General features: G+C 38.7%; 22 protein-coding genes. 11 read left to right on the forward strand and 11 right to left on the reverse strand.

Going from position 1 to position 23,575, the window contains the following annotated elements:
- Window positions 1-8 precede the first annotated feature (8 nt).
- Window positions 9-491, reverse strand: coding sequence for a YciE/YciF ferroxidase family protein (locus LB467_RS01245; RefSeq protein WP_224472219.1), 483 nt, complete (start codon window positions 489-491; stop codon window positions 9-11).
- Between the two features lie 209 nt (window positions 492-700).
- Here LB467_RS01245 and LB467_RS01250 point away from each other — a divergent pair, with 209 nt between their 5' ends.
- The 6 genes from LB467_RS01250 to LB467_RS01275 all read left to right on the forward strand — a co-directional run bounded on the left by LB467_RS01250 (window position 701) and on the right by LB467_RS01275 (window position 6,014).
- Complete coding sequence (locus LB467_RS01250) at window positions 701-949, forward strand: DUF7218 family protein (RefSeq protein WP_224472220.1); 249 nt, start codon at window positions 701-703, stop codon at window positions 947-949.
- Window position 950: 1 nt separating this feature from the next.
- On the forward strand, window positions 951-1,727 hold the full coding sequence (gene ku / locus LB467_RS01255; protein ID WP_224472221.1) for a non-homologous end joining protein Ku: 777 nt from the start codon (window positions 951-953) through the stop codon (window positions 1,725-1,727).
- Between the two features lie 3 nt (window positions 1,728-1,730).
- Entirely contained in the window at window positions 1,731-4,190 is a 2,460-nt protein-coding gene (ligD, locus tag LB467_RS01260; RefSeq protein ID WP_224472222.1) for a DNA ligase D, read from the forward strand.
- A 63-nt stretch (window positions 4,191-4,253) separates the two neighbouring features.
- On the forward strand, window positions 4,254-5,288 hold the full coding sequence (locus LB467_RS01265) for an App1 family protein (protein WP_224472223.1): 1,035 nt from the start codon (window positions 4,254-4,256) through the stop codon (window positions 5,286-5,288).
- A gap of 71 nt (window positions 5,289-5,359) precedes the next feature.
- Window positions 5,360-5,653: a type II toxin-antitoxin system HigB family toxin gene (locus LB467_RS01270; RefSeq protein ID WP_224472224.1), complete on the forward strand. Its 294-nt coding sequence runs from the start codon at window positions 5,360-5,362 to the stop codon at window positions 5,651-5,653.
- A gap of 1 nt (window position 5,654) precedes the next feature.
- Window positions 5,655-6,014, forward strand: a complete 360-nt coding sequence (locus LB467_RS01275) for a helix-turn-helix domain-containing protein (RefSeq protein WP_224472225.1) — start codon at window positions 5,655-5,657, stop codon at window positions 6,012-6,014.
- Window positions 6,015-6,071: 57 nt separating this feature from the next.
- Here the strand turns inward: LB467_RS01275 and LB467_RS01280 are convergent, their stop codons facing one another.
- Both LB467_RS01280 and LB467_RS01285 read right to left on the reverse strand, forming a co-directional pair.
- Window positions 6,072-6,737 (reverse strand): sterol desaturase family protein, encoded by a 666-nt coding sequence (locus LB467_RS01280; RefSeq protein ID WP_224472226.1) that lies wholly within the window; start codon window positions 6,735-6,737, stop codon window positions 6,072-6,074.
- Between the two features lie 12 nt (window positions 6,738-6,749).
- Window positions 6,750-7,364 (reverse strand): deoxynucleoside kinase, encoded by a 615-nt coding sequence (locus tag LB467_RS01285; protein WP_224472227.1) that lies wholly within the window; start codon window positions 7,362-7,364, stop codon window positions 6,750-6,752.
- A gap of 178 nt (window positions 7,365-7,542) precedes the next feature.
- Here LB467_RS01285 and LB467_RS01290 point away from each other — a divergent pair, with 178 nt between their 5' ends.
- Window positions 7,543-8,436 carry a DUF302 domain-containing protein gene (locus LB467_RS01290; protein WP_224472228.1) on the forward strand — a complete coding sequence of 298 codons (894 nt, stop codon included), beginning with the start codon at window positions 7,543-7,545 and terminating at the stop codon, window positions 8,434-8,436.
- Between the two features lie 90 nt (window positions 8,437-8,526).
- Here LB467_RS01290 and LB467_RS01295 read toward each other — a convergent pair whose 3' ends face one another.
- The 3 genes from LB467_RS01295 to LB467_RS01305 all read right to left on the reverse strand — a co-directional run bounded on the left by LB467_RS01295 (window position 8,527) and on the right by LB467_RS01305 (window position 12,876).
- Window positions 8,527-8,895 (reverse strand): DUF6122 family protein, encoded by a 369-nt coding sequence (locus LB467_RS01295; protein ID WP_224472229.1) that lies wholly within the window; start codon window positions 8,893-8,895, stop codon window positions 8,527-8,529.
- Window positions 8,896-9,041: 146 nt separating this feature from the next.
- Entirely contained in the window at window positions 9,042-9,380 is a 339-nt protein-coding gene (locus LB467_RS01300; protein WP_224472230.1) for a DUF202 domain-containing protein, read from the reverse strand.
- Window positions 9,381-9,594: 214 nt separating this feature from the next.
- Window positions 9,595-12,876: an amidohydrolase family protein gene (locus LB467_RS01305; protein WP_224472231.1), complete on the reverse strand. Its 3,282-nt coding sequence runs from the start codon at window positions 12,874-12,876 to the stop codon at window positions 9,595-9,597.
- Window positions 12,877-13,027: 151 nt separating this feature from the next.
- Between LB467_RS01305 and LB467_RS01310 the strand changes: the two genes are divergently transcribed.
- Window positions 13,028-13,546, forward strand: a complete 519-nt coding sequence (locus tag LB467_RS01310) for a DinB family protein (RefSeq protein ID WP_224472232.1) — start codon at window positions 13,028-13,030, stop codon at window positions 13,544-13,546.
- Between the two features lie 174 nt (window positions 13,547-13,720).
- Here LB467_RS01310 and LB467_RS01315 read toward each other — a convergent pair whose 3' ends face one another.
- From LB467_RS01315 to LB467_RS01330, 4 genes are all read right to left on the reverse strand, one after another.
- Window positions 13,721-14,659: a pyridoxal-phosphate dependent enzyme gene (locus tag LB467_RS01315; protein WP_224472233.1), complete on the reverse strand. Its 939-nt coding sequence runs from the start codon at window positions 14,657-14,659 to the stop codon at window positions 13,721-13,723.
- Window positions 14,660-14,851: 192 nt separating this feature from the next.
- Window positions 14,852-15,304, reverse strand: coding sequence for a universal stress protein (locus LB467_RS01320; RefSeq protein ID WP_224472234.1), 453 nt, complete (start codon window positions 15,302-15,304; stop codon window positions 14,852-14,854).
- Between the two features lie 17 nt (window positions 15,305-15,321).
- Entirely contained in the window at window positions 15,322-16,251 is a 930-nt protein-coding gene (locus tag LB467_RS01325) for a 2-hydroxyacid dehydrogenase (RefSeq protein ID WP_224472235.1), read from the reverse strand.
- A 29-nt stretch (window positions 16,252-16,280) separates the two neighbouring features.
- Window positions 16,281-17,645 carry an acyl-CoA dehydrogenase family protein gene (locus LB467_RS01330; RefSeq protein WP_224472236.1) on the reverse strand — a complete coding sequence of 455 codons (1,365 nt, stop codon included), beginning with the start codon at window positions 17,643-17,645 and terminating at the stop codon, window positions 16,281-16,283.
- A 336-nt stretch (window positions 17,646-17,981) separates the two neighbouring features.
- Here LB467_RS01330 and LB467_RS01335 point away from each other — a divergent pair, with 336 nt between their 5' ends.
- Entirely contained in the window at window positions 17,982-18,797 is an 816-nt protein-coding gene (locus LB467_RS01335; protein ID WP_224472237.1) for an SRPBCC family protein, read from the forward strand.
- Window positions 18,798-18,876: 79 nt separating this feature from the next.
- Here the strand turns inward: LB467_RS01335 and metK are convergent, their stop codons facing one another.
- Complete coding sequence (gene metK, locus LB467_RS01340; RefSeq protein WP_224472238.1) at window positions 18,877-20,133, reverse strand: methionine adenosyltransferase; 1,257 nt, start codon at window positions 20,131-20,133, stop codon at window positions 18,877-18,879.
- 988 nt (window positions 20,134-21,121) lie between these two features.
- Here metK and LB467_RS01345 point away from each other — a divergent pair.
- Together LB467_RS01345 and LB467_RS01350 are read left to right on the forward strand one after the other, a co-directional pair.
- Complete coding sequence (locus LB467_RS01345; RefSeq protein ID WP_224472239.1) at window positions 21,122-22,414, forward strand: O-acetylhomoserine aminocarboxypropyltransferase/cysteine synthase family protein; 1,293 nt, start codon at window positions 21,122-21,124, stop codon at window positions 22,412-22,414.
- An 86-nt stretch (window positions 22,415-22,500) separates the two neighbouring features.
- The gene (locus tag LB467_RS01350; protein WP_224472240.1) at window positions 22,501-23,571 is read left to right on the forward strand and encodes an alpha/beta fold hydrolase; all 1,071 of its coding nucleotides are present in this window, start codon (window positions 22,501-22,503) and stop codon (window positions 23,569-23,571) included.
- Window positions 23,572-23,575: the final 4 nt, after the last annotated feature.

The following is a 23,575-nucleotide window of genomic DNA, read 5'->3' on the forward strand; positions in this document are numbered from 1 at the left end:
AAATAGACCTATTTAGCCTTTTTATTTATTCTTTTTTCAGCGAGTTTATTCAGACCTTCATCTGCTTTATATTCTTCATCCAGGGTTTTCTGCAATTTGGTTGCTATAGCCTTATGACCTAATTCTTTGGCATATCGTACTAAAGTTCCATAGCCTGAAATTTCATAATGCTCCACACGTTGAGCATCTGCAATAATTCCTGCATCCCTTACTTCTTCTTCAGCATCTTCCTTTAAAAAGGCTTCGGCTTCTTCAATAAGGCCTTTCATGGCTTTGCATTCTTCGCCGGTAGGTTTAAAACCGAGTTCTTTACTAATTTCTTCCAAACGCTTTTTTTGCTCTTTGGTTTCTTCTAAATGGTCTTCAAATGATTTCTTTAATTTGCTATCGTTCGCCGCTTTAGCCATTTTAGGTAAAGCTTTTACAAGTTGGCTTTCGGCGCTGTAAAGATCTTTTAACTGGTGCTCGAATAGGTCTTCTAATTTTTTCATGATCAAATATTTATATGGTTAAAAATGTGTGATAAATTTATTAGCTAAGTGATTCAAAACAAGTTAAATGAGTGATAAAGCTTTGTTGTTTATTCCTTAAAATTTTTAAGCTGAAGTCTATTTTAATTTTAACATAGCTACAACTAAGCTTCCGCGGTAATTACTTTAATTTTAAGTGGAAACTTTGTAATTAATAAAAATTGAATGTTATGGCTAAAGATCACGGACCATCTATAAAGAATGATGAACAGTATGAAAAGCTTAGGGAGGAAGGGATGAGTAAGTCTAAAGCCGCGAGAATTGCAAACGACCCCAACTCGGGTGAAAAAGGTGGAAAAGCCGATGAGTATGAAGAACGCAGCAAGGAAGAACTCTATGAGAAAGCCCAGGAGATAGGGATTGAAGGGCGTAGCGGTATGAGTAAGGATGAGTTAATTAAGGCTCTTAGAAACCATTAAAATGAGATCTATCTGGAATGGCTCTATAAGCTTCGGACTGGTTTCTATACCGGTAAAATTATATTCTGCATCTGAAGACAGGAAACTCGATCTTGATATGCTGGATAAGCACGATAACGCAAGAATTAGATATAAACGCGTAAATGAAAATACCGGAAAAGAGGTGGAATGGAAAGACATCGTGAAAGGCTATAAAAAAGATGAAGATTACATTGTACTGGAAAAGGAGGATTTTGAAAATGCCAACCTTAAAAAGAGCAAAACCATAGATATTGAAGAGTTTGTTGCCGAAGATGATGTGGCTGAGGTTCTCTACAAAAAACCTTACTTCCTGGAACCGCAAAAGGAAGGCGGAAAATCTTATAATTTACTTCGTGATGCTTTGAAGAAAACCGGGAAACTGGGCGTAGCTACCTTTGTGATGCGGCAAAAGGAACACCTAAGTCTGGTTGGAGTTTACGATAAAGCCTTGGTGCTGCACGTAATTAGGTTTGCCGATGAGATTAGAGAAGTCAAAGACCTCAAACTTCCAACAACCAAAGTTGCTAAAAAGGAGGTTGATATGGCGATTTCACTAATTGAGCAGTACACGACAGAGTTTGACCCAGATAAATTCAAGGATGTTTATAACGACCAGTTAATAAAGATCATTGAGTCTAAAAGTACCGGCAAAAAACTAAAACCGCAGAAATATAAAGAAGAACCTACCCAGGCCAAAGATCTTATGGCAAAATTAAAGGCGAGTCTCGATAAAAAGAAAAAGTCTAAAGCATCCTAAGCGATGAGTTTAGAAGATTATAAAAAAAAGCGAAACTTTAATAACACCCCCGAACCAGGTGCCGATTTTTCTACCGAAAACCGGGGTAGGTTTGTCATTCAGCGTCACCAGGCCACGCGATTGCATTATGATTTACGCCTGGAAATGGAAGGCGTGTTAAAGAGCTGGGCCGTTCCCAAAGGTCCGTCGATGAATCCAAAAGACAAGCGCCTTGCTATTGAAACCGAAGACCATCCCGTTAAATATTTACATTTTGAAGGTACAATCCCCAAAGGGAATTACGGCGCCGGGGAAATGCAAATCTGGGATAAAGGAACTTTTAAAGCTGCTGCGAAGACCAAAGATAATCTTGCGGAACAATGGGAAGATGGAAACCTGAAAATCATAATTACCGGAAGCAAAATTAAAGGGGAGTTCGCTTTGGTAAAAACCAATCGGGGAGATAAAAATAATCAATGGTTACTTATAAAAAAGAAGGACGATTTTTCTACCGATTTAGATTATGACGCCGAGGTTTTTTCTGAAAAACCTTCTAAAAATGAAGAAGGTGAAAAACCTGAAGGAAAGGTCAGGAAAATAAAGCTTTCAGAATTTATAAAACCGATGCTGGCAACCTCCGGCAAGAAAATCTTTAACGATCCCGATTGGATTTACGAATTAAAATGGGATGGTTATCGCGCTTTGGCTAATATTGAAGATGGTAAAGTTGATCTCTATTCCCGAAACGGAATTTCCTTTAATTCCAAGTTTTCAAAGCTGGTTAAAGACTTAGAACAGATAGATAATGACGTAATTTTAGATGGCGAAATCGTGGTTTTAAATAAAGAAGGAATTCCTCAATTTCAGGCTTTGCAAAATTATGATGAGAATACGCCGGGCGCACTGCGTTACTATGTTTTTGATATGCTTTTTCTAAATGGCCACTCTATGCTGGATTTGCCACTTTTAGAACGCAAAAGTTTGATTCCGGAAGTTCTGGAAGATTTAGAACTGGTGCAATACTGCGATCATATTGAAGGAATGGGAACGGCGTTCTATAATAAAGCAATAGACCTGGGACTGGAGGGCGTAATCGCAAAAAAGGCCGATGGCACTTATTCTCCCGGCTATCGAACTGATAAATGGTTGAAAATTAAAGACGAAAACAGTCGGGAAGTACTTGTTTGCGGATATACCACTTCGGAAGGAGCGCTTTTTGGTTCTTTAATTATGGGTGCTTATGAAGGGGAAGACCTAAAATATATAGGAAATTGTGGTACCGGTTTTTCTAATGAAGAACAAAAAGAATTACTAAAAAAGTTTAAAAGAAGGGAACGAAAAACATCTCCCTTTCCAGAAAAAATAAATTTAAAAGGTAGGGAACCGGTTTGGATGCGTCCCGATTTAATTGCTGAAGTGAAATATTCAGAAATCACGAAAGCCGGCAAACTGCGACATCCTGTTTATAAAGCTTTACGGGAAGATAAAGAACCCGTAGAAATTTCAACCGAGGAAATTTCTGAAAATAAAGCTACCAAAGAAAAGAATACTAAAAAAGCATCTTCAAAAAAGAAGTCGGGGGAAAGCCTGGAAATAGATGGCATTGAAGTTCCGTTCACCAACCTGGACAAAATGTACTGGCCGGATTCCGGTTTTAGAAAATATGATTTAATAGATTATTATATACAGGTTTCAGAAGTGATGTTGCCTTATTTAAAAGACCGTCCGCAGAATTTGCACCGGCATCCCAATGACATCAACAAACAAGGATTTTATCAAAAAGACAACGAAGGAAATTTACCCGATTGGGTGGCGACCACCGAAATTTATTCGGAATCTTCAGAAAAAGATATCGAATATATGCTTTGCCAGAATGAAGCTACGCTTTTATATATGGCGAATCTGGGTTGTATAGAGATCAATCCCTGGAATTCCAGGGTTGAAAACCTTGATTTTCCTGATTATACGGTGATAGATTTAGATCCTTCAGATAAAAACACTTTTGAAGAGGTTATTGAAGTTGCACAAGCTGCCAAAGAAGTCTTGGATTTAGCGAAAATTAAAGGCTATTGCAAAACTTCGGGTTCCAGCGGACTTCATATTTATATTCCGCTAGGCGCAAATTACTCTTATAATGAGGCTCGTGATTTCACCAAATTGCTGTGTTATTACATCGCTGATAAAGTTCCAAAAATAACCAGTATGGACAGGGCAAAGAAAAAAAGAACGGATAAAATTTACCTGGATTATCTGCAAAACCGAAGGGGACAAACTTTGGCTTCCGCTTACTGTGCAAGGCCCAAACCCGGGGCGCCTGTTTCAGCTCCATTGGAATGGAAGGAAGTTAAAAAGGGACTAAAAATTTTGGATTTTACGATAAAGAATATGCCGCAAAGAATTCAGAAAAAGGGCGATTTGTTTACAAAAGTACTGGATGATGGGATTGATATGGAAAAAGCAATGCAAAACCTTGAATCTTCCTAAAGTTTATTTAAAAGCAGGGCGGGGCTTACGTAGAATTTTTAACTTGACACAAAGTGGAAATCAATGAAGAAAAGATTACGCAAACTTGCCGGTAGGTACAAATTTATAGAACAGGTTCTTATTACGCCTTATCGAAGTTACGGTACTCACTCCCACCTTTATATACTTGGACGTGTGCTGGATAATGAACCACTAAAAATATCCAAAGGTGCCAATATTTTTAAAACCATAAAAACCACTTATAAGCAATTTGACACTTTTGAAATCCCGGAGGCGCAAATTGATCTAAGGCTTCCTGGAAAGGTACATGCAACCACAGAAAGCGGTGCTGAAGGTTTCTTTTTGTTTGATGATATTATAGAGGGAAATTTGGCAGAACACGCCGATGAGGAAGGTTGGTTGGAATACGAATTATACTACAAAGGACCACTGGGCAAAAAAACGGAATTGCTGGAAGACCCATTTAAAGGAGATTTTCTAATTCCTGATCCTACCGCGGAATATGGCGTAATTAGCGATATAGACGACACTATTTTGCATACCGGCGTAACCTCCTTTTTAAAACTTCGATTGTTAAAAAACTCACTTCTTACGAATGCTTATAGTAGGATTCCGCTAAAAGGAGCAGCTGAATTCTACCAGAAACTCCATATAGGTAGGGACGGTACACCCAATAACCCTATCTTTTATTTAAGCAACAGTCCCTGGAATTTATATGAATACCTTAAACTATTTTTAGACCATAACGCATTTCCAAAAGGTCCTATTTTGCTACGTAAATTCAGGACGCCTTTTGATGGCAGTATAAAACCTGAAAAGCCGCATAAGCAAAAAGAGATCGCTAATATCTTGAAAACTTATCCTGATATGAATTTTATTCTTATTGGTGATAGCGGCGAGCACGATGCTTCTATTTATACCGAAATCGCTGCCCAGTTTCCCGATAGGATCCTCGCAATTTATCTACGAAGTGTAAAGCATAAAAAGCAAATGAGCCGCGTACGAAGTATTATAGATAATTTTGAAAGCACCCCGGTATTAATGGTGGAAACATCGCAAGAAGCTGTGGAACACGCCAAAGAACAAGGGTTTATTTAAGGTGTAAATACAAGTCACGGTAAAAGTTCCCAAAATGGTATTTTTGTTTATCTTTGTATAAATGATTTAATGTGAGAATTATTTCAAAACGAACTTTACGAGATTTTTGGATTAAACATGCCGATAGTGAACAGCAGTTAAAATCCTGGTACAGAGAAACGGATAGATCGGAATGGAGGAATATTAATAATTTAAAGAGAAATTATCCCAGTGCAAGTATTTTGCAGGATAACAGAATTGTGTTTAATATTAAAGGAAATAGATATCGGTTAATTGTAAAAATCAATTTTGAATATCAAATCTGCTGGATAAGGTTTGTTGGGACGCACGCTGAATATGATAAAATAGACGCAAATAACATTTAATATGAAAATCAAGCCAATTAGAAACGAAGAAGATTATCAAAATGCTCTTGAAAGACTTGAGGTGATCTTTGATGCTGGAAAAGGAACTGAAGAAGGTGATGAACTTGAAATATTGGCCATTTTAATTGACAATTATGAAAATGATAATTTTCCAATAGGAATGCCGGACCCTATTGAAGCCATTAAATTTAGAATGGAGCAAATGGGGATGAAACAAAAAGATTTGGCGGAAGTTATTGGGTTTAAAAGCCGGGTAAGCGAAATTTTAAATAGAAAACGAAAATTAACTTTAGAAATGGTAAGAAAGTTAAATAAAAGCCTTCACATTCCTACAGAAGTTTTGATTCAGGAATATAAATAAATACACGCTTAGTAGAAGTTATCCCGAATTGATTCAGGATATAGGCTCAATTATTTACTAATCATCAATACTCTGTCCTACAGCTGTTCTCTTGCTGACAGGAGCTTTTCTTGGCATTGTTCTAAAAATATGATCCCATAATGGAGACGAAACCCCAAAAGCCCTATCGGATTCCCGGTAGTGGTGAATGCTATGATGGTGCCATAGCGTCTTCAGGAAATTATTGGGTACTTTAAAAGCGTGAACCGAATAATGAACCGCCAGGTAGGCGGCATATCCTATTAAAAATCCGGCCAGGAATCCAAATACATAATCGCCTAAAACAGCCCGGTAAATTATAAAAAGCACAGTTGCGATTACTAAACTTAAAACCGGTGGCATTGCTAAACGCGATTTATCTTTCGGATAGTCATGGTGTACACCATGCATGGTGTAAGAAATTTTCTTTTTACGCTCGCTGGTTGCCGGAATATGGTACAAATAGCGATGCATAATATATTCCACAAAGGTGAAAAAGAAAAGTCCCGCCACAAATAGATAAACCATCATTGGGGCTTCAAAACCTTTTTCAATAATTCCGTAGTAAACTAAAACCACTGCTATTAATCCGAAAATAATTAAGGGTAGGGAAATATGCGTACGCGTAAGCATTTCTAAAATTGGATTATCAAACAACTTTGGAGAACCCTTATGTTTTGGCCTTTTGAGTTTTGTTGATTCCATCTTTAATAAATTTTAGAATAAACCGTGAATCTCAGCATCAATGCGATTTATAATATCTCCCAGATCTTCGGGGTTATCTACAAAGTTAATATTATCTACATCTATTATTAACAAATTTCCTTTGTTATAATTGTGTACCCAGGCTTCATAGCGCTCATTTAACCGACTTAAATAATCAATAGAAATTGAGTTTTCATAATCACGGCCTCGCTTATGTATTTGAGAAACCAGGTTTGGAATACTGCTTCTCAAATAAATAAGAAGGTCGGGGCCCTGCACCACGCTTTCCATAAGGTCAAAAAGTGAACTGTAATTTTTAAAATCACGATTGGTCATTAATCCCATTGCGTGAAGGTTCGGCGCAAAAATATGCGCATCTTCATAGATCGTTCTGTCCTGTATAATATTTTTTCCGCTTTCGCGAATTTGTAGAATCTGCCTAAAACGGCTGTTTAAAAAGTAAATCTGGAGGTTAAAAGACCAACGCTCCATTTTATTATAAAAATCTTCGAGATAGGGGTTTTCCAGTACATCTTCATACTGTCCTTCCCAGTTGTAATGTTTTGCCAATAATTTAGTAAGCGTGGTTTTACCTGCTCCTATATTTCCTGCAATCGCTACGTGCATAAATTCATTAAAATTAGATAGTTGTTAGGGCCGCTTAAAAAGCGAGGGTGTAAAGATACAAGAATTACATCACCCTGAATTTTACACCCTGTCAAATTAGTCATAAATCTTGAAAAGCTAAAGCTTTTGACTCTTTATCTCCTTAGAATTGATTAACTTAAAGGTAGAATTCATAATTATGAACACCCTGTTAAAATTTTATGTCTTTATTTTTTTCTGCGGAATTCTTAATGGTTTCGCACAGGAAAAGCAGAACGACCATCTTATGATAAGTGAAAGTCAATATAGTTTTGAAAATACTGTTTCAAGATTAGAATCGCTGCTGAAGCAGAATCAGGCTCTTTCTATTTTTACTAAAATTGAACATTCTGAAAATGCCAAAAAAACTAATTTAGAACTTGCTGAAACAAGCGTTTTAATATTTGGAAATCCTAAACAAGGCACCTTATTAATGCAGTGTGACCAGCTGGCTGGTATTGATCTTCCGCTTAAAATGCTGATTTTTAATGAAGACGGCCAGAATATAATAGCTTACAACAGTATAAATTATCTTAAAAAAAGATATGAACTAAAAGAAGCGAAAAATCTTTCTCAAATAAATAAAGGCCTTCAAAATATAGCTTCCAAAGCATCAGGGAGTAAAGTAAAAAAGTCAGGAAAATTTAAACTCAATAAACACCAGGGGATTATTTCAGAAATTAGCGAATTCGATTTTAAAACCACCTATGATCGATTAGTAACTGCAATTGAGGAAAATCCAAACCTAAATATTTTCGCGGAGATAGATCATTTTGAAAATGCTGAAAAGGCAGGTATGGGGTTACGCCCCACGCGGCTTATCATCTTCGGAAATCCAAAAATAGGTACTCCAGTTATGCAGGAAAATGCAAAGATAGCTTTAGAGTTTCCGGTTAAATTTTTGGTTTGGCGGGACGAGGCCGGTATAGTGAAGATTTCCTATAATGATCCGGCATTTTTAGCTGAAAGGTTCAATCTCAATAAGAATATTCCGCAGCTGGAAACTATGAAAGATGTGCTAGAAAATTTAAGTAAAAATGCATCAAAAAATTAAGTAAGATTACCTTTTACCAGTTTTCTACATGATTAGATCCTGATTTATGTGTAAATCTTGTAGATGGTTACAATTTCATAGCAGAAAACTTCAATTAAACCATTTATAAATTTCAGAAGAAGTATAACATTCTTCGCATTTAGAAAACATCCAGAGACAATCTATAAAATCGGTAAGCATATGAAATAGTAAACCGATAAAAATCAGCCGCAGGATTTTGTTTTTAGTAAAAATCAATCCTAAAAAATAGGCGAGAATAGCTAATGGAGAGTGTAAAGGATGATACCCGATTCCGCAGCGCATTGGGTCAAATAATGGCTCGGCAAAGACGTGGTCAAGATCTACTGCCATGGTGGCAAGTAAAATGAGCCAGTTCTTTTTCCAGTTCTTTTTGTCGTAAAACCAGGCGATAGCGCCAATAGCTATAAAATGAAGAAAATAATGGGTGAAAGTTTGCAATTGGAGTTGTTATATTTTGAAGTTGTAGAGATCTTTTTCTGTTATGGACTCCAGGACTGTGACTTAAAACTAATTAATAAAAAACATTGGATCCATTAAAATTTAGATTAGGAGTAATGTTTGTTTTTCTGATTATCTCAAAAATTCTAGGGATCCTCCTGTTCCTCCTCCCCGGCAGAAGATTCCACCTTTCCCTTCAGCAAATCCTTCATTTTATTCTTCAAAACTATAAACCGCCAGATGCCCACGGTAACAAAAAGCACGGAGAATACCAATGCGAGGTAGCCAATGTAATGCATCTCCTCATATTCCTTTAATTGAATTAAGGCAAGACCACCCAGCAGAAAATAAAGTGCCGCCTGGGTGTATGAGAGTAGCGTGCGTTCATTTGCAAGCTTTGTCCGCTCCAGCGCAAGGTGTTCACGGATGATACTCTCATCTATCTTTCTGCCGGTAAAAAGCTTTCCGAATTTAACTCTCCTCATAAATATTTTATTTCCTTAACAGGTTTAAATATAGCATTTTAGTAGCCAAAAACTAAAAGTTTAGAACCAGGGCTCTTAATACTTTGTCAAAGCCCTCTTAATCCACCTTGAGCACTAAGCGCCAAATCCCAATATTCAAACGCAAGTACTATCCTCCCTTACTCAATACCACCAAATTATAGCATCGAGATCCATACCCACGACTATCCACTAATTACTGGCAGGTGCATCCGGGAGCGGTAAAACTCTGGGTGCTTTCATGCCATGGGAAAGCCACGTTGTATTTATTGTCTTCCCAATAGAATTCACTTCTTTCTTCTGGATTATTTCCAATTTCGTTCATCGTTTCAGCATCATATAATCTACCGTTTACCATAGTGTAAATTACCGATTCTGAATTTCGAATATCTTCCAGCGGATTTTCCTCCAAAACAATCAAATCGGCTAATTTTCCTTCTTCCAGCGAACCAATTTCGCTACCCATGCCTATATATTCAGCTCCGTTTATTGTTGCTGCCTTTAAAGCTTCCATTTTGGTCATTCCACCCATTTGCAGTAACCAAAGTTCCCAGTGTGCACCAAGCCCTTGTAACTGTCCGTGAGCGCCAAGGTTAACTTTAACTCCAAGATCCGAAAGTTCTTTAGCGGTTTCTGAAACTAAAATAGGTCCGTTTTTATATTCTTCCTCAGGCAGGGTTTCCCTTCTGCGCGAACGGGAATCTATGATTTGTCGCGGTGTGAAATTCAGTAAACGCTCATTTTCCCACACCTTGTCTTTGTCATAGAAATAATATTCCCCGTTAATTCCGCCATAATTTACAATAAGAGTGGGGGTATAACCGGTGTTGCTGTTTCCCCAAAGTGTTTTTACATCCTTATAAACCGGTGCAATTGGGATGTTGTGTTCTATCCCGGTGTGCCCGTCTACAATCATATTCATATTGTGTAAAAAGGTACTGCCACCTTCGGGAACAACATTCATTTCCAGTTCCTTTGCTGCCTGCATAATTTGCTGGCGTTGCTCACGACGTGGCTGGTTGTAACTTTTTACCGAGGTTGCTCCAAAAGCTTTAGTTCTTCTTAATGCCGATCTTGCGTCGTCCAGGTTATTGATTACCGCTTTAAAATCGCCTTCTGCGCCGTAAAGAATAATTCCGGTAGAATAAATTCTTGGCCCAACCATTTCACCGGCTTTTACCATTTCGGCCATACTAAAAATGCTTTCACTTAATGCCGAAGGGTCGTGTACCGTTGTTACCCCGAAAGCCATATTTGCGTATAGCGGCCAGTGTTTTTCCGGCGTTAAGCCATATCTAAAAGCCCCAATATGAGCGTGGGCATCTACGATTCCAGGCATTATTGTTTTGCCTTCTACATCGTAAACTTTCGCATTGTTCGGAAGTTTTACTTCGGAAGCTTCGCCTATAGAAACAATTTTGTTTTCTTCAATTACAATACTTCCGTTTTCAATTACTTTATCGCCATTCATCGTAATAATTCTGGCGTTGGTAAAAGCGATTTTTCCTTCCGGAACATCGGTTTTTAGCTGAAGCCCTATTTTTGTGCCCTCTTCAGTAATATCAGGGATAGAGTCTGGTGAATTTTGCAGAAAAGTAAAACGCTCTGAAACTTTATTGGTGAAATACTCGTCCCCTAAAGTCCAGTGTACATTTTTACTATTGTTGGACCAGTGAAGGTTCATTCCCGCGTCCTTTGTGATTTGCGTTACAGGAATAGTTTTAGTTTCGTTATCCAAATCCAAAGGTCGCCCTGTTAGCGTAAGTGGCGCCAAATATGCCTGGTGCAAATGGCTAAAAACTACCCATTTGTTGTCGGGGCTCGGTACCAAACGGTTGGCGTGTTTGGAGTTGATATGTGTACGCTCGTCGTTTCCGGTTAGATCGATACTTTTTAAGCTTTTTTCCAGGCTGCCCATAAGCGCACCGCCGGTTTGAAAGAAGATTCTTGAATCGTCTTTGCTATACATTGGGAAATCTCCCGAATCGTGGATTTTCTTTTTATTTTCCCCGGAAGCGCTTATCGTATAAATTCCCGGTTCTTTACTAAAAGTTTGGCCCTGGTCGCTATTTCCTTTTTCTTTTACAAAAACAATTTGTTCGCTATCATTTGAGAAAGCAGGGTTTCTGTAAATTCCTTTTTCTGAAGTTAGTTTTTGTGGATTTCTGCCATTCAATCCAACTTTCATTAAAGCGCCCATTTCAGTATCATTCCAGGTCACATAAACAATCTCTTTTCCGTCAGGGGAAAAAGCGGGTTCAAATTCAAAATCTTTACCGTTTGTAATTCGCTGAGGTTTTCCATTCGGTAAAGATTTTTTCCATAAATAACCAACCGCATTAAATACAAGGGTTTTACCGTTAGGCGAAGTCACCGCATGGCGAATCACTTTCGGATTAAATTCTTCGGAAAATACCTGGTGTTCACTGTGGTGGGTTTCCGCGATTTCTATGGTGTTTTCAACCTCAAACGGAATTACTTCGGAATCATAATTTTCAATATTCACCTTATTGATCTTTCCTTCGCTCCAGAATACGATTTCTTCTCCTGAAGGCATCCAGCTAAAGCCGGGATAAACTCCAAAAATTGCCCAGGCTTCCTGCTGGTCTTTGCTCAATTTATCATAAACCGGCCATTCTTCCCCGGTTTCCAGGTCGTGAATGTATAAAACCGATTTTGTCCTTACCCTTTTTATAAAAGCGAGTCTTTTCCCATCAGGGGAAACCTGTGGCCTGGCAGCGCCGCCGGGACCGCCGGTTATTGTAGTGTTTTCACCGGTTTCAAAATCGTATCTTTTTATTACGTAAATCTGTTTATTAGGATCTTTATTGTACTGGAACATCCCGCCGGGGTACATATCTTCGCTGTAATAAAGGTAGCGCCCATCCGGAGAAATGCTGGGTTCATTTACATCCTGCTGATCGTTTTTACGTTCAGTAAGTTGTAAGCCGCCTTCGCCGCCAATATGGTACAACCACATCTCGCCGGCACCCAAAGAACGTCCGGAAGTGAAGTGCTTTCTCGCTACAATAGCATTTCCATCTGGCGTCCAAACTGCGTTGTTCAATAACCTAAAATCTTCTTTGGTAAGTTGCTTTGCATTTTCACCATCGGCATCCATAACCCAGATGTTGTCCCCGCCACCGGCATCGCTGGTGAAAGATATTTTGGTGCCATCAGGGCTAAAACGCGGCTGCACCTCGTAGGCCATTCCGGTTCTAAGAATTTCAGCTTTCCCACCGCTTATTGGCATTTTGTAAATATCGCCCAAAAGGTCAAAAACGATGGTTTTTCCATCTGGGGAAACATCAAGGTTTATCCAGGTACCTTCATCGGTTTGCAATGATACTTCTTTGATATTCCAGTCGTCTGAATATGGATCACTTACATCCCATTTCTTTTCTTCTTCTTTTTCTTGTGAAAACAGGTTTGGAGCGGCCAATATTAAAAAGATGGCCGGGAGTATTTTTTTAAACATAGTGTGGTTTTTTATCGAGGCTAAATATACTATGAAAAGCTTAAAAGCTCTAATTGGATTAGCTGATTTAAAATTTGGTCATTATTTTATCTAATTGGCGACTTTTAAAGTAAGTTTGGTTTAAGATTTTCTGAAATTTAATTTTTTAAAAATGAATAAAAATAAGCCTGAAGTGTGGTTAAGGGGAAAAGTTCCTGAAGTTCCCGACTTGCTGCAACCCGCTGCACACGCTTTGTTGCAATCACGAGAAGAGGTGGAAAAATATATGCAGGATTTTCCTGAAGAATTATTATGGAAAATACCAGCAGGAAGAGCTTCAGTCGGATTTCATTTACAACATTTAACCGGCGTGATAGATAGAATGCTGACTTACGCCAAAGCCGAAAAATTATCGGAAACTCAGTTTCAATATTTAAAAAATGAGGGGAAGCCGAATGATGGAATTTCAGCAGAATTCCTTGTTCAGAATTTTCAGGAAAAAGTAGACGAGGCAATCTATTTTCTTAAAAATACCCCTGAAAATATCCTGACGGAATTTAGGCCGGTGGGAAGAAAGGAATTGCCTTCAACCGTAATTGGTTTGCTTTTTCACACCGCGGAACATAGTCAGCGACACGTGGGACAGCTTTTGGTGACGGTGAGTGTTTTACAGGACTTAGATCCCCGATAAAAATCGGGACAGGCTCAGAAAATATCCAGAAGCTTCGGGACAGGATGACGATTAATTTTTAAAATAGTTTCAATTTCCTGCAAGGTTTGCCAAACCTTGTAGGTCTTTGGACAATTAAAAATTATACCTACGAGGTATAAAAAAACCTCGCAGGAGGGCGAAAATCAGTGATATTTAAAAAGGCAAATTGCTTAAATCCACATTTCCACCGGAAATGATAAGCCCTACTTTTTTTCCGCGGAATTTCTCTTTTTCTCGTAAAATCGCGGCAAAAGCTACCGCGCTGGAAGGTTCTACCACAATCTTCATTCGTTCCCAGATGAGTTTCATAGCCGCGATGATTTCATCTTCTTCTACCCTAATAATTTCAGAGACCTTATCCCTGATAATCGGGAAGTTCTTATCGCCAAGGTTTGTTTTTAGTCCGTCTGCAATGGTATTAGTAGTTTCATTGAATTCGATTTTTCCGCTTTTTAAAGAACGATAGGCATCGTCAACTTCAAAAGGTTCAGCACCAATAGTTTTGCAATTTTCAGCATAAAAATCTACGGCAAGAGCTGTTCCGGCTATAAGTCCGCCACCACCTACAGGGGTGATTATCATATCCAGTTCAGGGAAATCTTCCAACAGTTCTTTTGCCGCGGTTCCCTGACCGTAGATAACATTGAGGTCATTCGATGGATGTAAAAAAGTAGCACCGGTTTGCTTTTGTATTTTCTTGGCAGCTGCTTCGCGAGCTTGTAAGTTGGGTTCACATTCGGTAATTTGACCGCCATAGGTTTTAACCGCTTCTTTTTTAACCTGTGGGGCAGAAGAGGGCATCACAATATAAGCTGGGATTCCCAGACTTTTTGCCGAAAGGGAAACCGCCTGTGCAAAGTTGCCCGAAGAATGCGTTACTACTCCTTTCGATCGTTCTTTATCGCTTAAAGCTAAAATTGCCGCGGTGGCACCACGCATTTTAAAAGCACCCATCTTCTGAAAATTCTCACATTTAAAGTAAATTTCAGTTTCGGCTATTTTGTTCAATAAATTTGAAGTTAATACCGGTGTGTGATGAATGTATGGGGAAATTTCTGAATGTAGTTTGGTGAATTCTTCTTTACTGATCATTATGACTGCTTTTTGAGCAATAAAATTAAAGAAATTTTATTCAGTAAACTACCTCGGTGCAAGCCCCAAGAGGCATTATTGGAAAATATATTCTGATTTCGAGGCAGTCCCGCCTGAATGCTTCGGGCAAGCCTCGGAGGATTTAAATCTCGATTATCGAGTAAAAAATTAAAATTGGGTTTGAAAAATACCTTATTTTCCTTCTTCAAAAGGAATGGAAAGAACCGGGATTTCGGCATTTTTAAATAATTCCACCGAAACACTTTCAGCAAAAAGGTTATAGAAAAAACTGTGTTTATGAGTGCCTACAATTAAAATATCGGCTTTTAGTTTTTTGGCTTCTTCAAGTACGGTTTCAACGGTAGATCCCTGGATTAAAAGCGCATCAGATTCTATGTTTTTATCGATAAACATATCTCGGATTTGCTGCAACTCCTTATGTTCGTCTTTTAGTTCATCGGCGCGCATATCCCTTATGTACTGCGGGCCTGCGTCATAACCAACAAAATCGGGATCCGGGGCGGCCACGTGGACCACCCAGATCTTTGCCCCGAATTTTTCAGCAATACTTTCAGCATAAGACATAAGTTCTCCCACAGCGTCGTTAAAATCTACCGCTACAAGAATATTTTTAAAGGTTTTCATATGCTGAAATTTTTAAATTAATAACCTCTATCACGCTTAACCACGTTTTTAAGTTCTTCTTCGTCTTGCATTCTTTCATAATTCTCAATAATTTGAGGAACTACAGAATTTGGATGTGTAACACTGGCAACATGTGGGGTAACCCTGATTTTAGGGTGTTTCCAAAATGGGTGTTCGTCCCTTATTGGTTCTTCCCAAAAGACATCTAAAGCAGCACCAGAAAGATGGCCGTCGTCTACCTTAGCCAGTAAATCCTGTTCAACTAAATGCTCGCCACGGGCAACGTTAATAACATAGGCGCCTTCAGGTAACTTTTCAAATAACTCTTTGTCTAAAATTCTTTCGGTTTCAGGAGTTAGTGGAAGCATATTGACCAAAATGTTAGTTTGCTCCAAAAATTCATCAAATTCATCTTCTCCCGCGAAACTCTCTACATCATCAAATTCCTTTTTGTGTTTTGAAAAACCAATTACCTGGAATCCGTTTTTCAATAAACATTTAGCTACACTTTGTCCAAGGTTACCTATTCCTAAAATACCAACTTTAACTTCGTTATTTCTGGTGTAGGGAACCGGATCCCATTTTTCGTTTATCTGGCTCTCTCTATAATGTAAGAGGTTTCTTTGATGCGCCAGGACCAGGCTAAGAACAAAAGTCCCCATGTCTTCTGCCAGGCGATCGTCTACAACTTTGGTGATTTTTATGTTTTCCGGAAGCTCAGCATCACTGGTAATATGGTCTACCCCGGCGCCCATTGAGGCAACCACTTTTAGGTTCGGGTAATTCTGAAAAATCCCGCGAGGATGGTTCCAGCTTAAGGCAAATTCCACCTCTTCCTTATCGTGGTCTTCGGGATATACATAAACATTTAAACCCGGATGTTGATTTTTTAAAGCTTCAACCCAAGCTTCCGGGTCTTTACCCGGACTAACTACTAAAAATGACATTCTTATCTATTTTTTTGAATGGTTTATATTTAGCTCACAAAGGCACTGTACCCTGTAATGGCACGGCCTACAATGAGCGAATTAATTTCTTTTGTTCCTTCGTAACTATAAATGGCTTCAGCATCGGCTACAAAACGTGCTACGTCGTATTCAAGGAGAATTCCGTTGCCGCCCATAACTTCACGGGCACGACTCACCACATCTCTTGTGCGCATACTACAGAAAACCTTCGCTAAAGACGCGTGTTCATCTGTGAGTAAGTCGGCATCCTGCATTTCAGATAGTCTGAAAACTAAAGTTTGCATCGCGGTAAGGTTGGAAAGCATTTCTACCAAATGATTTTGAATTAATTGATAAGAAGCGATTGGCCTTCCAAATTGTTCTCTTTTCCGGGTGTATTTTAGCGCGCTTTCATAAGCTCCACGTGCACAACCAACCGCCTGCCAGGCTACTCCCGCACGGGTCATTCTAAGCACTTTTGCGGTATCTTTAAATGAATCGGCTTTTTGCAGCCTGTCACTTTCGGGCACTATACAATCCGTTAAAGTAATAATGGCGTTTTGCACAATTCGCAGGGCCATTTTATCCTCCATTTTTTCTGCCTTATATCCGGGGTTTCCTTTTCTTACAAGAAAACCTTTAACCTGGTTGCTATCTTCATCCCGTGCCCAAATGATAATCACATCGGCAAAAGTGGCGTTACCAATCCATTTTTTCTGTCCGTTTAAGATCCAGTTCTCGCCATCAAACTTGCAGGTTGTTTCGAGCCCGCCGGCTACGCCAGAACCCACATTAGGTTCGGTAAGTCCAAAAGCACCAATAGCATCCAGTTTTTGCATCTTCGGAAGCCATTCCTGCTTTTGCTCTTCGCTGCCGCATAAGTAAATAGACCCCATTGCAAGTCCGCTGTGCACTCCAAAAAAAGTAGAGATTGAAACATCTACGCGGGCAATTTCCTGCGCTATGATGCCTTCCATTAAAAATGGAAGGTTAGGACAACCATAGCCTTCATAGGGCACGCCTGTTATATTTAGTTTTTTGAACTTTTCAATGATCTCGTGCGGAAATTTAGCACGGTTCCAATAGTCGTTTACCAAAGGTCGAACTTCATCTTCCATAAAATTGCGCACATCCATTTGGAGCTGGCGTTGCTCATCGGTAAGCTTAAGGTCTAAATTGTAAAAATCGCCGGTAATGGGAGGAAGGTCACTTTGGCCTTTTTTGCGTTTGGTTTTTAACATTTTCATCAAACCCTTGAGTTGCCGCTCATCTAGCTGGCCCAAACTTTTCATTGCTTCTGAAAGATCTATTTGCTCATTTATTTTGGCCAGCTGATCCATATCAACCGACTTTAATAGGTTGAAGGTGTTTTTTACTTTTCTAAAAACAGACATAAGGTGTTTGATTGGTGTAGTAATAAAATTAGGAATTAAAACTGCGTCCGGTTGTTAAAGCTTTCCGAAGAAATGACTAAAAATCCACATCGTTTTAGCAATTGAATAAAACATCGTTTTAGTAAGATTCCGGTAGAAAAATTTCAGTACTCTAATCTTCAGAAGTTATATCTTGATTTGCAGTAGTTGAGAGAGAGCAAATTTTACAGGATGGGGAAAAACCCTTGGTTTTTAGAAGCTGCATCTAATTCACTAAACTTTAGCATGTTATATTTCTAATGAAATGGTTTGTGTCGTAAATTAAGACTGAATAATTAAAAATTAAATTGAAAAGACATGGAACCAGAAAACGAAAAAAAAACTAACCCAGGAAATTCAAAAAGACCTGAAACAGGGAGCGATTTTGATAAGAGAAATGTTTCAAATTCAGGGAGAACTGAAACAGGTGGCGAAGCGTACGACAAAAATTTGTCTAACAAGAAAGGGTCTGAATCCAGCAGCGAAGCAAAAAAGTGGAAATCTAAAGACCGGGATCACGATAATCAAGGAGACTGGCTCTCCACAATTCGTGAAAACAAAAAAGGTATTTTGGGTGTATTAGGCGCTGTTGTTGGCGGGGCATTGTTATATAAAGGCGCCAAAGGAATGGGAACTTCTAACAAGAGGAGTAGTAAAAGTGTGACTGCAACCAGTAAATCGACCATTAACCAACCCAGGGAAAAATTATATGCATACTGGAGAAACCTGGAGAACCTGCCTAAATTTATGAGTCACATAAAAGAAGTAAGGGAAATTGGAAACAATAGATCTCAATGGATAGCTAAAATCCCGGGAGGTTTAGGTACGATTGAATGGGATGCTGAAATACTTCAGGAAAGGACAAATCATTTATTAATGTGGAGATCCTTGCCGGGCTCAGAAATAGAGAATTCCGGGGAAGTAAGATTTGAGATCGACCCTAAAGGAAGAGGTACTATAGTGGAAACCACAATTACTTACAAGCCACCGGCAGGTGATGCGGGAGGTTTTGCAGCAAAACTCGTCAATCCCGCATTTGAAAAGATCGTAAAAAAAGACCTTAAGGAATTTAAGAAATTGATGGAGAGTGGTGGCGCTGAAAAAGGAAGAAGCAAATCATCTTCCACAGTTTAATTGCAATATCCTATAATTTAAAATGAAAAACCCCGCAGGTTTTAAATTCTGCGGGGTTTTTATATAGTGAGTTTCCGGTTTACAAATTAAAAGCCTTTTTTACCTTATCTACATAATCCAGTTTTTCCCAGGTAAATAATTCAACTTCTTTCTTTATTTCTCCTGAATATGGACTTTTAAAGATCTTGGTAATGGTTCTTGGTTCTTTTCCCATATGCCCGTATGCGGCAGTTTCACGATAAATAGGGTTTCTAAGTTTCAGGCGGTTTTCAATGGCCCAGGGTCGCATATCAAAAATTTCAGCAATTTTTTTAGCGATTTCCCCATCTTTCATATCCACTTTAGAAGTTCCATAAGTTTCTACTGAAATTGAAGTTGGTTTTACCACTCCAATGGCGTAAGAAACCTGCACTAAAACTTCGTCTGCAAGTCCCGCAGCAACCAGGTTTTTTGCAACGTGACGTGAAGCATAAGCAGCAGACCGATCAACTTTACTAGGGTCTTTCCCAGAGAATGCCCCGCCACCATGAGCGCCTTTTCCGCCGTAGGTGTCTACGATTATTTTTCTTCCGGTAAGTCCGGCATCGCCGTGAGGCCCACCAATCACGAATTTTCCGGTAGGGTTTATATGATAAGTGATTTCATCATTAAATAGCTTTTGAACATATTCCGGCAATTGCTCTTTTACCCGCGGAATAAGAATTTCAAGAATATCTTTCTTGATCTTTTTCAGCATCTTATCATCATCCTTGTCAAAATCATCGTGCTGGGTAGAAACCACAATAGCTACAATTTTCTGCGGAACATTATCATCGCTATATTCAATAGTAACCTGGCTTTTAGAATCCGGACGCAAATAAGGAATATCCCTTCCTTCACGCCTTAATTTTGCCAGTTCGATAAGTATTTTGTGAGAAATATCTAATGCCAGGGGCATATAGTTTTCGGTTTCGTTGGTAGCATAGCCAAACATCATTCCCTGGTCCCCGGCGCCTTGTTCTTCTTTGTTTTTCCTGTCAACTCCCTGATTTATATCCTGGGATTGTTCGTGGATTAAAGAAATAACTCCGCAGGAATCTCCGCTAAATTTATAAGCGCCTTTGGTATAACCAATATCATTGATTACTTCCCGGGCAATGTTTTGCACGTCTAGATAGGTGTCGCTTTTAACCTCACCGGCAAGAACCACCTGGCCAGTAGTTACTAAAGTTTCGCAGGCAACTTTAGAATTTTCATCAAATGCAAGGAAATTATCTAGTAACGTATCGCTAATCTGATCGGCGATTTTATCGGGGTGTCCTTCAGAAACACTTTCTGAAGTAAATAAATAAGCCATATTTTTAAATTAGTTTAAAAAATACGGGTTGAATTTGACGAAAAGCTAAGGGAGTAGTGATACTGCTTTAGCATTTTTCTTATACTTTTTTAAAAGCATAAAAGGGTTGCAATCAGTCAAATCCTTCCCTTTATTAATTCGGGTACAAATGTATAAAAATAACCCAAACTCAAACTTTCTTTAACTTTCTTTTTCTTTCTGTTGAAATGCTTTGGAAATTAACCTGGGTGGTGAAATATTTAAAGATGATTTTATACTTCTGAAGTAGAGCCTGTTAGATTTAGTTTTTGATTGGTAATTGAATTATAAATAATTTTGATGCGATTAAATTATTGATTACTCATTTTAAATCGATAATAATTTTTTTTTCATAAAAATGAAGTTTGGGTTTGGTTATTAAAAATTTCTGCCCTTATCTTTGTACCAAACAAAACAACTAAAATGTACCAGGTAATTTGCAATATGATGCGTATGATGATGGGGAGGACTTCCGCAGCGCGCTCAATTGCTTAATCCTGAAAAGATATAAATTGCAAAAAGCCGCTGCCAATCGCAGCGGCTTTTTGCGTTTAAAGAGAGTCATTTCCGTCCCGATAGTTGTCGGGAGCGGAAATCCAAATAAAGAAAATAAGATTCCTGTAAAGAGAGAAATTTAAAATAAGTAAATAAGATTCCCGTCTTTACTGAAATAAATTCAGCACAAGATGCGGGAATGACAAAAATTAAAAGATGAAAAATATTAAGGCAATAAATAATATGATGATGCGCACTATGATGATGTGTATGTGTATGCGACACATGAAATGCTATTGCCAAAACCGAATGTAACTTAGTTTGTTTAGAGTTCAATTTAAAGGTCCCCTTGGTAATAGCTGCTTAAGGGGATTTTTTTTATTAAAACATTGTCATTTCCGCGCAGGCGGAAATCCAAAAACAAAAATCAAGCTTCAAAAAAGAAGCAAAACAAAACTTTAAAAAACTAGAAATTATGAGTACTCAAAAATTTTCAACAAACGCATTACATGCCGGTCACGATACTAAAGCTAACGGAGGAACAAGGGCGGTGCCTATTTATCAAACAACTTCTTATGTTTTCAATAACTCAGATCACGCTGCTAACCTATTTTCCCTGGCAGAACCCGGTTACATTTATACACGTTTAAATAACCCTACTAACGATATTCTGGAGCAACGCCTTGCCGCCCTAGAAGGTGGAATTGCCGCGGTAGTAACCGCTTCAGGAACGGCTGCAATTAATACCACGCTTTTAACGCTTTTAAAAACAGGTGATCATATCGTAGCTTCGAGCAGTTTATACGGCGGAACTTATAATCTTCTTAGTGTAACCTTACCCAGGTTTGGAATTACGACCACTTTTGTAGATCCAGAGAATCCGGAGAATTTTAAGAAGGCAGCAAAAGAAAATACCCGTGCGATTTTCGTAGAGTCACTTGGGAATCCAAAATTAGATGTCTTAGATCTTAAAGCAATTTCTGCACAAGCTAATGATCTTAAAGTTCCATTTATAGTGGATAATACAGTGGCAACTCCTTCTTTATTAAAGCCTATAGAACACGGGGCAGATATTGTTATAGAATCGCTTACCAAGTACATAGGCGGTAATGGAACATCCCTGGGAGGAGCCATAATAGATGCCGGTAATTTTAACTGGGCAAATGGAAAATTCCCGGAGTTCACCGAGCCTTCACCGGGTTACCACGGACTTGTTTACCATGAAGCTTTAAAGGAAGCTGCTTTTATTGCCAAGGTTAGAATTGAAGGCCTTCGTGATCACGGAGCGGCATTAAGTCCATATAACGCATTTCAGATTTTACAAGGTTTGGAAACCCTTGAAATTAGGATAAAACAACATAGTGAAAATGCCCTGGAACTAGCCACATGGCTGGAAGAGCAGGAAGAAGTAAAATGGGTAAATTATCCCGGGCTGGCAAGCAGCAAATATAATAAACTCGCCAAAGAATACCTTCCGAAAGGACAAAGTGGTGTGGTTACTTTTGGGGTAGAAGGTGGCTTTGAATCGGCGAAAGTTGTTGCTGATGAAACAAAACTTTTCTCCCTGGTTGCCAATATTGGGGACACAAAATCTTTGATTATTCATCCTGCAAGCACTACACATCAGCAACTGGACGAAAAACAACAGGCAACGGCCGGAGTTACGCAAGACCTTATTCGTCTTTCGGTAGGTTTGGAAGCTGTAGAAGATTTAAAAACAGATCTAAAAGAGGCTTTTGCTAAAATTCAGAAAAAAGCTCTGGTATAATTTATTGTTGGTGGAAAGGCAAAGGAAAAAGCAGCCAGGTTAAGTCTTTTTCCTTTTGCCCTTTCTAAATCGAAAAAAAGAAAAAAATGCTTCAGGAACTCTGTTTAAAAGATTTTGAAAATTCCGCGGGAACGGTTCAGGATATTTATTTGAGCTTTCAACAATTTGGTCAGAATTCCGAAACTGCGCCGATTGTTCTAATAAATCACGCGCTTACCGGAAACTCCCAGATAACCGGGAAACTCGGCTGGTGGACCAAAATAGTTGGTCCTCAAAAATGTATCGATACCGAGAAGTTCAGTATTCTGGCCTTCAATATTCCGGGGAATGGGTTTAACGGAAAAAAAGAACATTTAATTCTTAATTATAAAGAATTTACCCTTACAGATATTGCCAGAATCCAGGCTTTAGCGCTCCAGCAATTAAAAATTGAAAAATTGTTTGCCATAATTGGGGGCTCTATTGGGGGCGCTTTGGCCTGGGAACTGGCCGCTTTAAAACCCGGTTTGGCCGAAAATATTATTCCGATCGCCACAGATTATAAAGCTACAGATTGGGTTTTGGCAAATTGTAAAGTGCAGGAGCAAATCCTGAATAACTCCAATGCGCCGGTGAAAGATGCGAGAATGCATGCAATGACTTTTTACAGAACGCCACAATCGCTAAGCAAAAAGTTTAACCGAACCAAAGAAGAGGTGAAGCCTTGTTATAAAGTTGAAGGCTGGTTGCAATATCACGGCGATAAACTGGAGGAACGTTTTCAATTGGCTTCTTATAAGTTTATGAACCATTTGCTAACCACCATAGATATTAGCAAAGGCAACGGTAATTACCTGGAAGCCGCAAAGCAAATAGAGGGAGATATTCATATTGTAACAGTAAATTCAGATTGGTTTTTCCTGGCCGATGAGAACTGGGATACTTATGTAAACCTTTCCCTTGTAAAAAATAATGTAAGCATTCACGAAATAAGATCAATTCACGGGCACGATGCGTTTTTAATTGAAGCTTCCCAATTGTCCAGGTTTTTAAAACCGGTATTTAAGACCAACAATAAAGAAAATGAAACCGGCGTGACGCTGAAAGCAAAAAGTTTCAACAAACAGGCTAAGGAAGATAGGTCTGTTTCAAATTCCCAATTTGGGGTTAAAATATAAATAG

Origin of the sequence: Salegentibacter tibetensis (assembly GCF_020164485.1) — a bacterium.
Taxonomy (GTDB): domain Bacteria; phylum Bacteroidota; class Bacteroidia; order Flavobacteriales; family Flavobacteriaceae; genus Salegentibacter; species Salegentibacter tibetensis.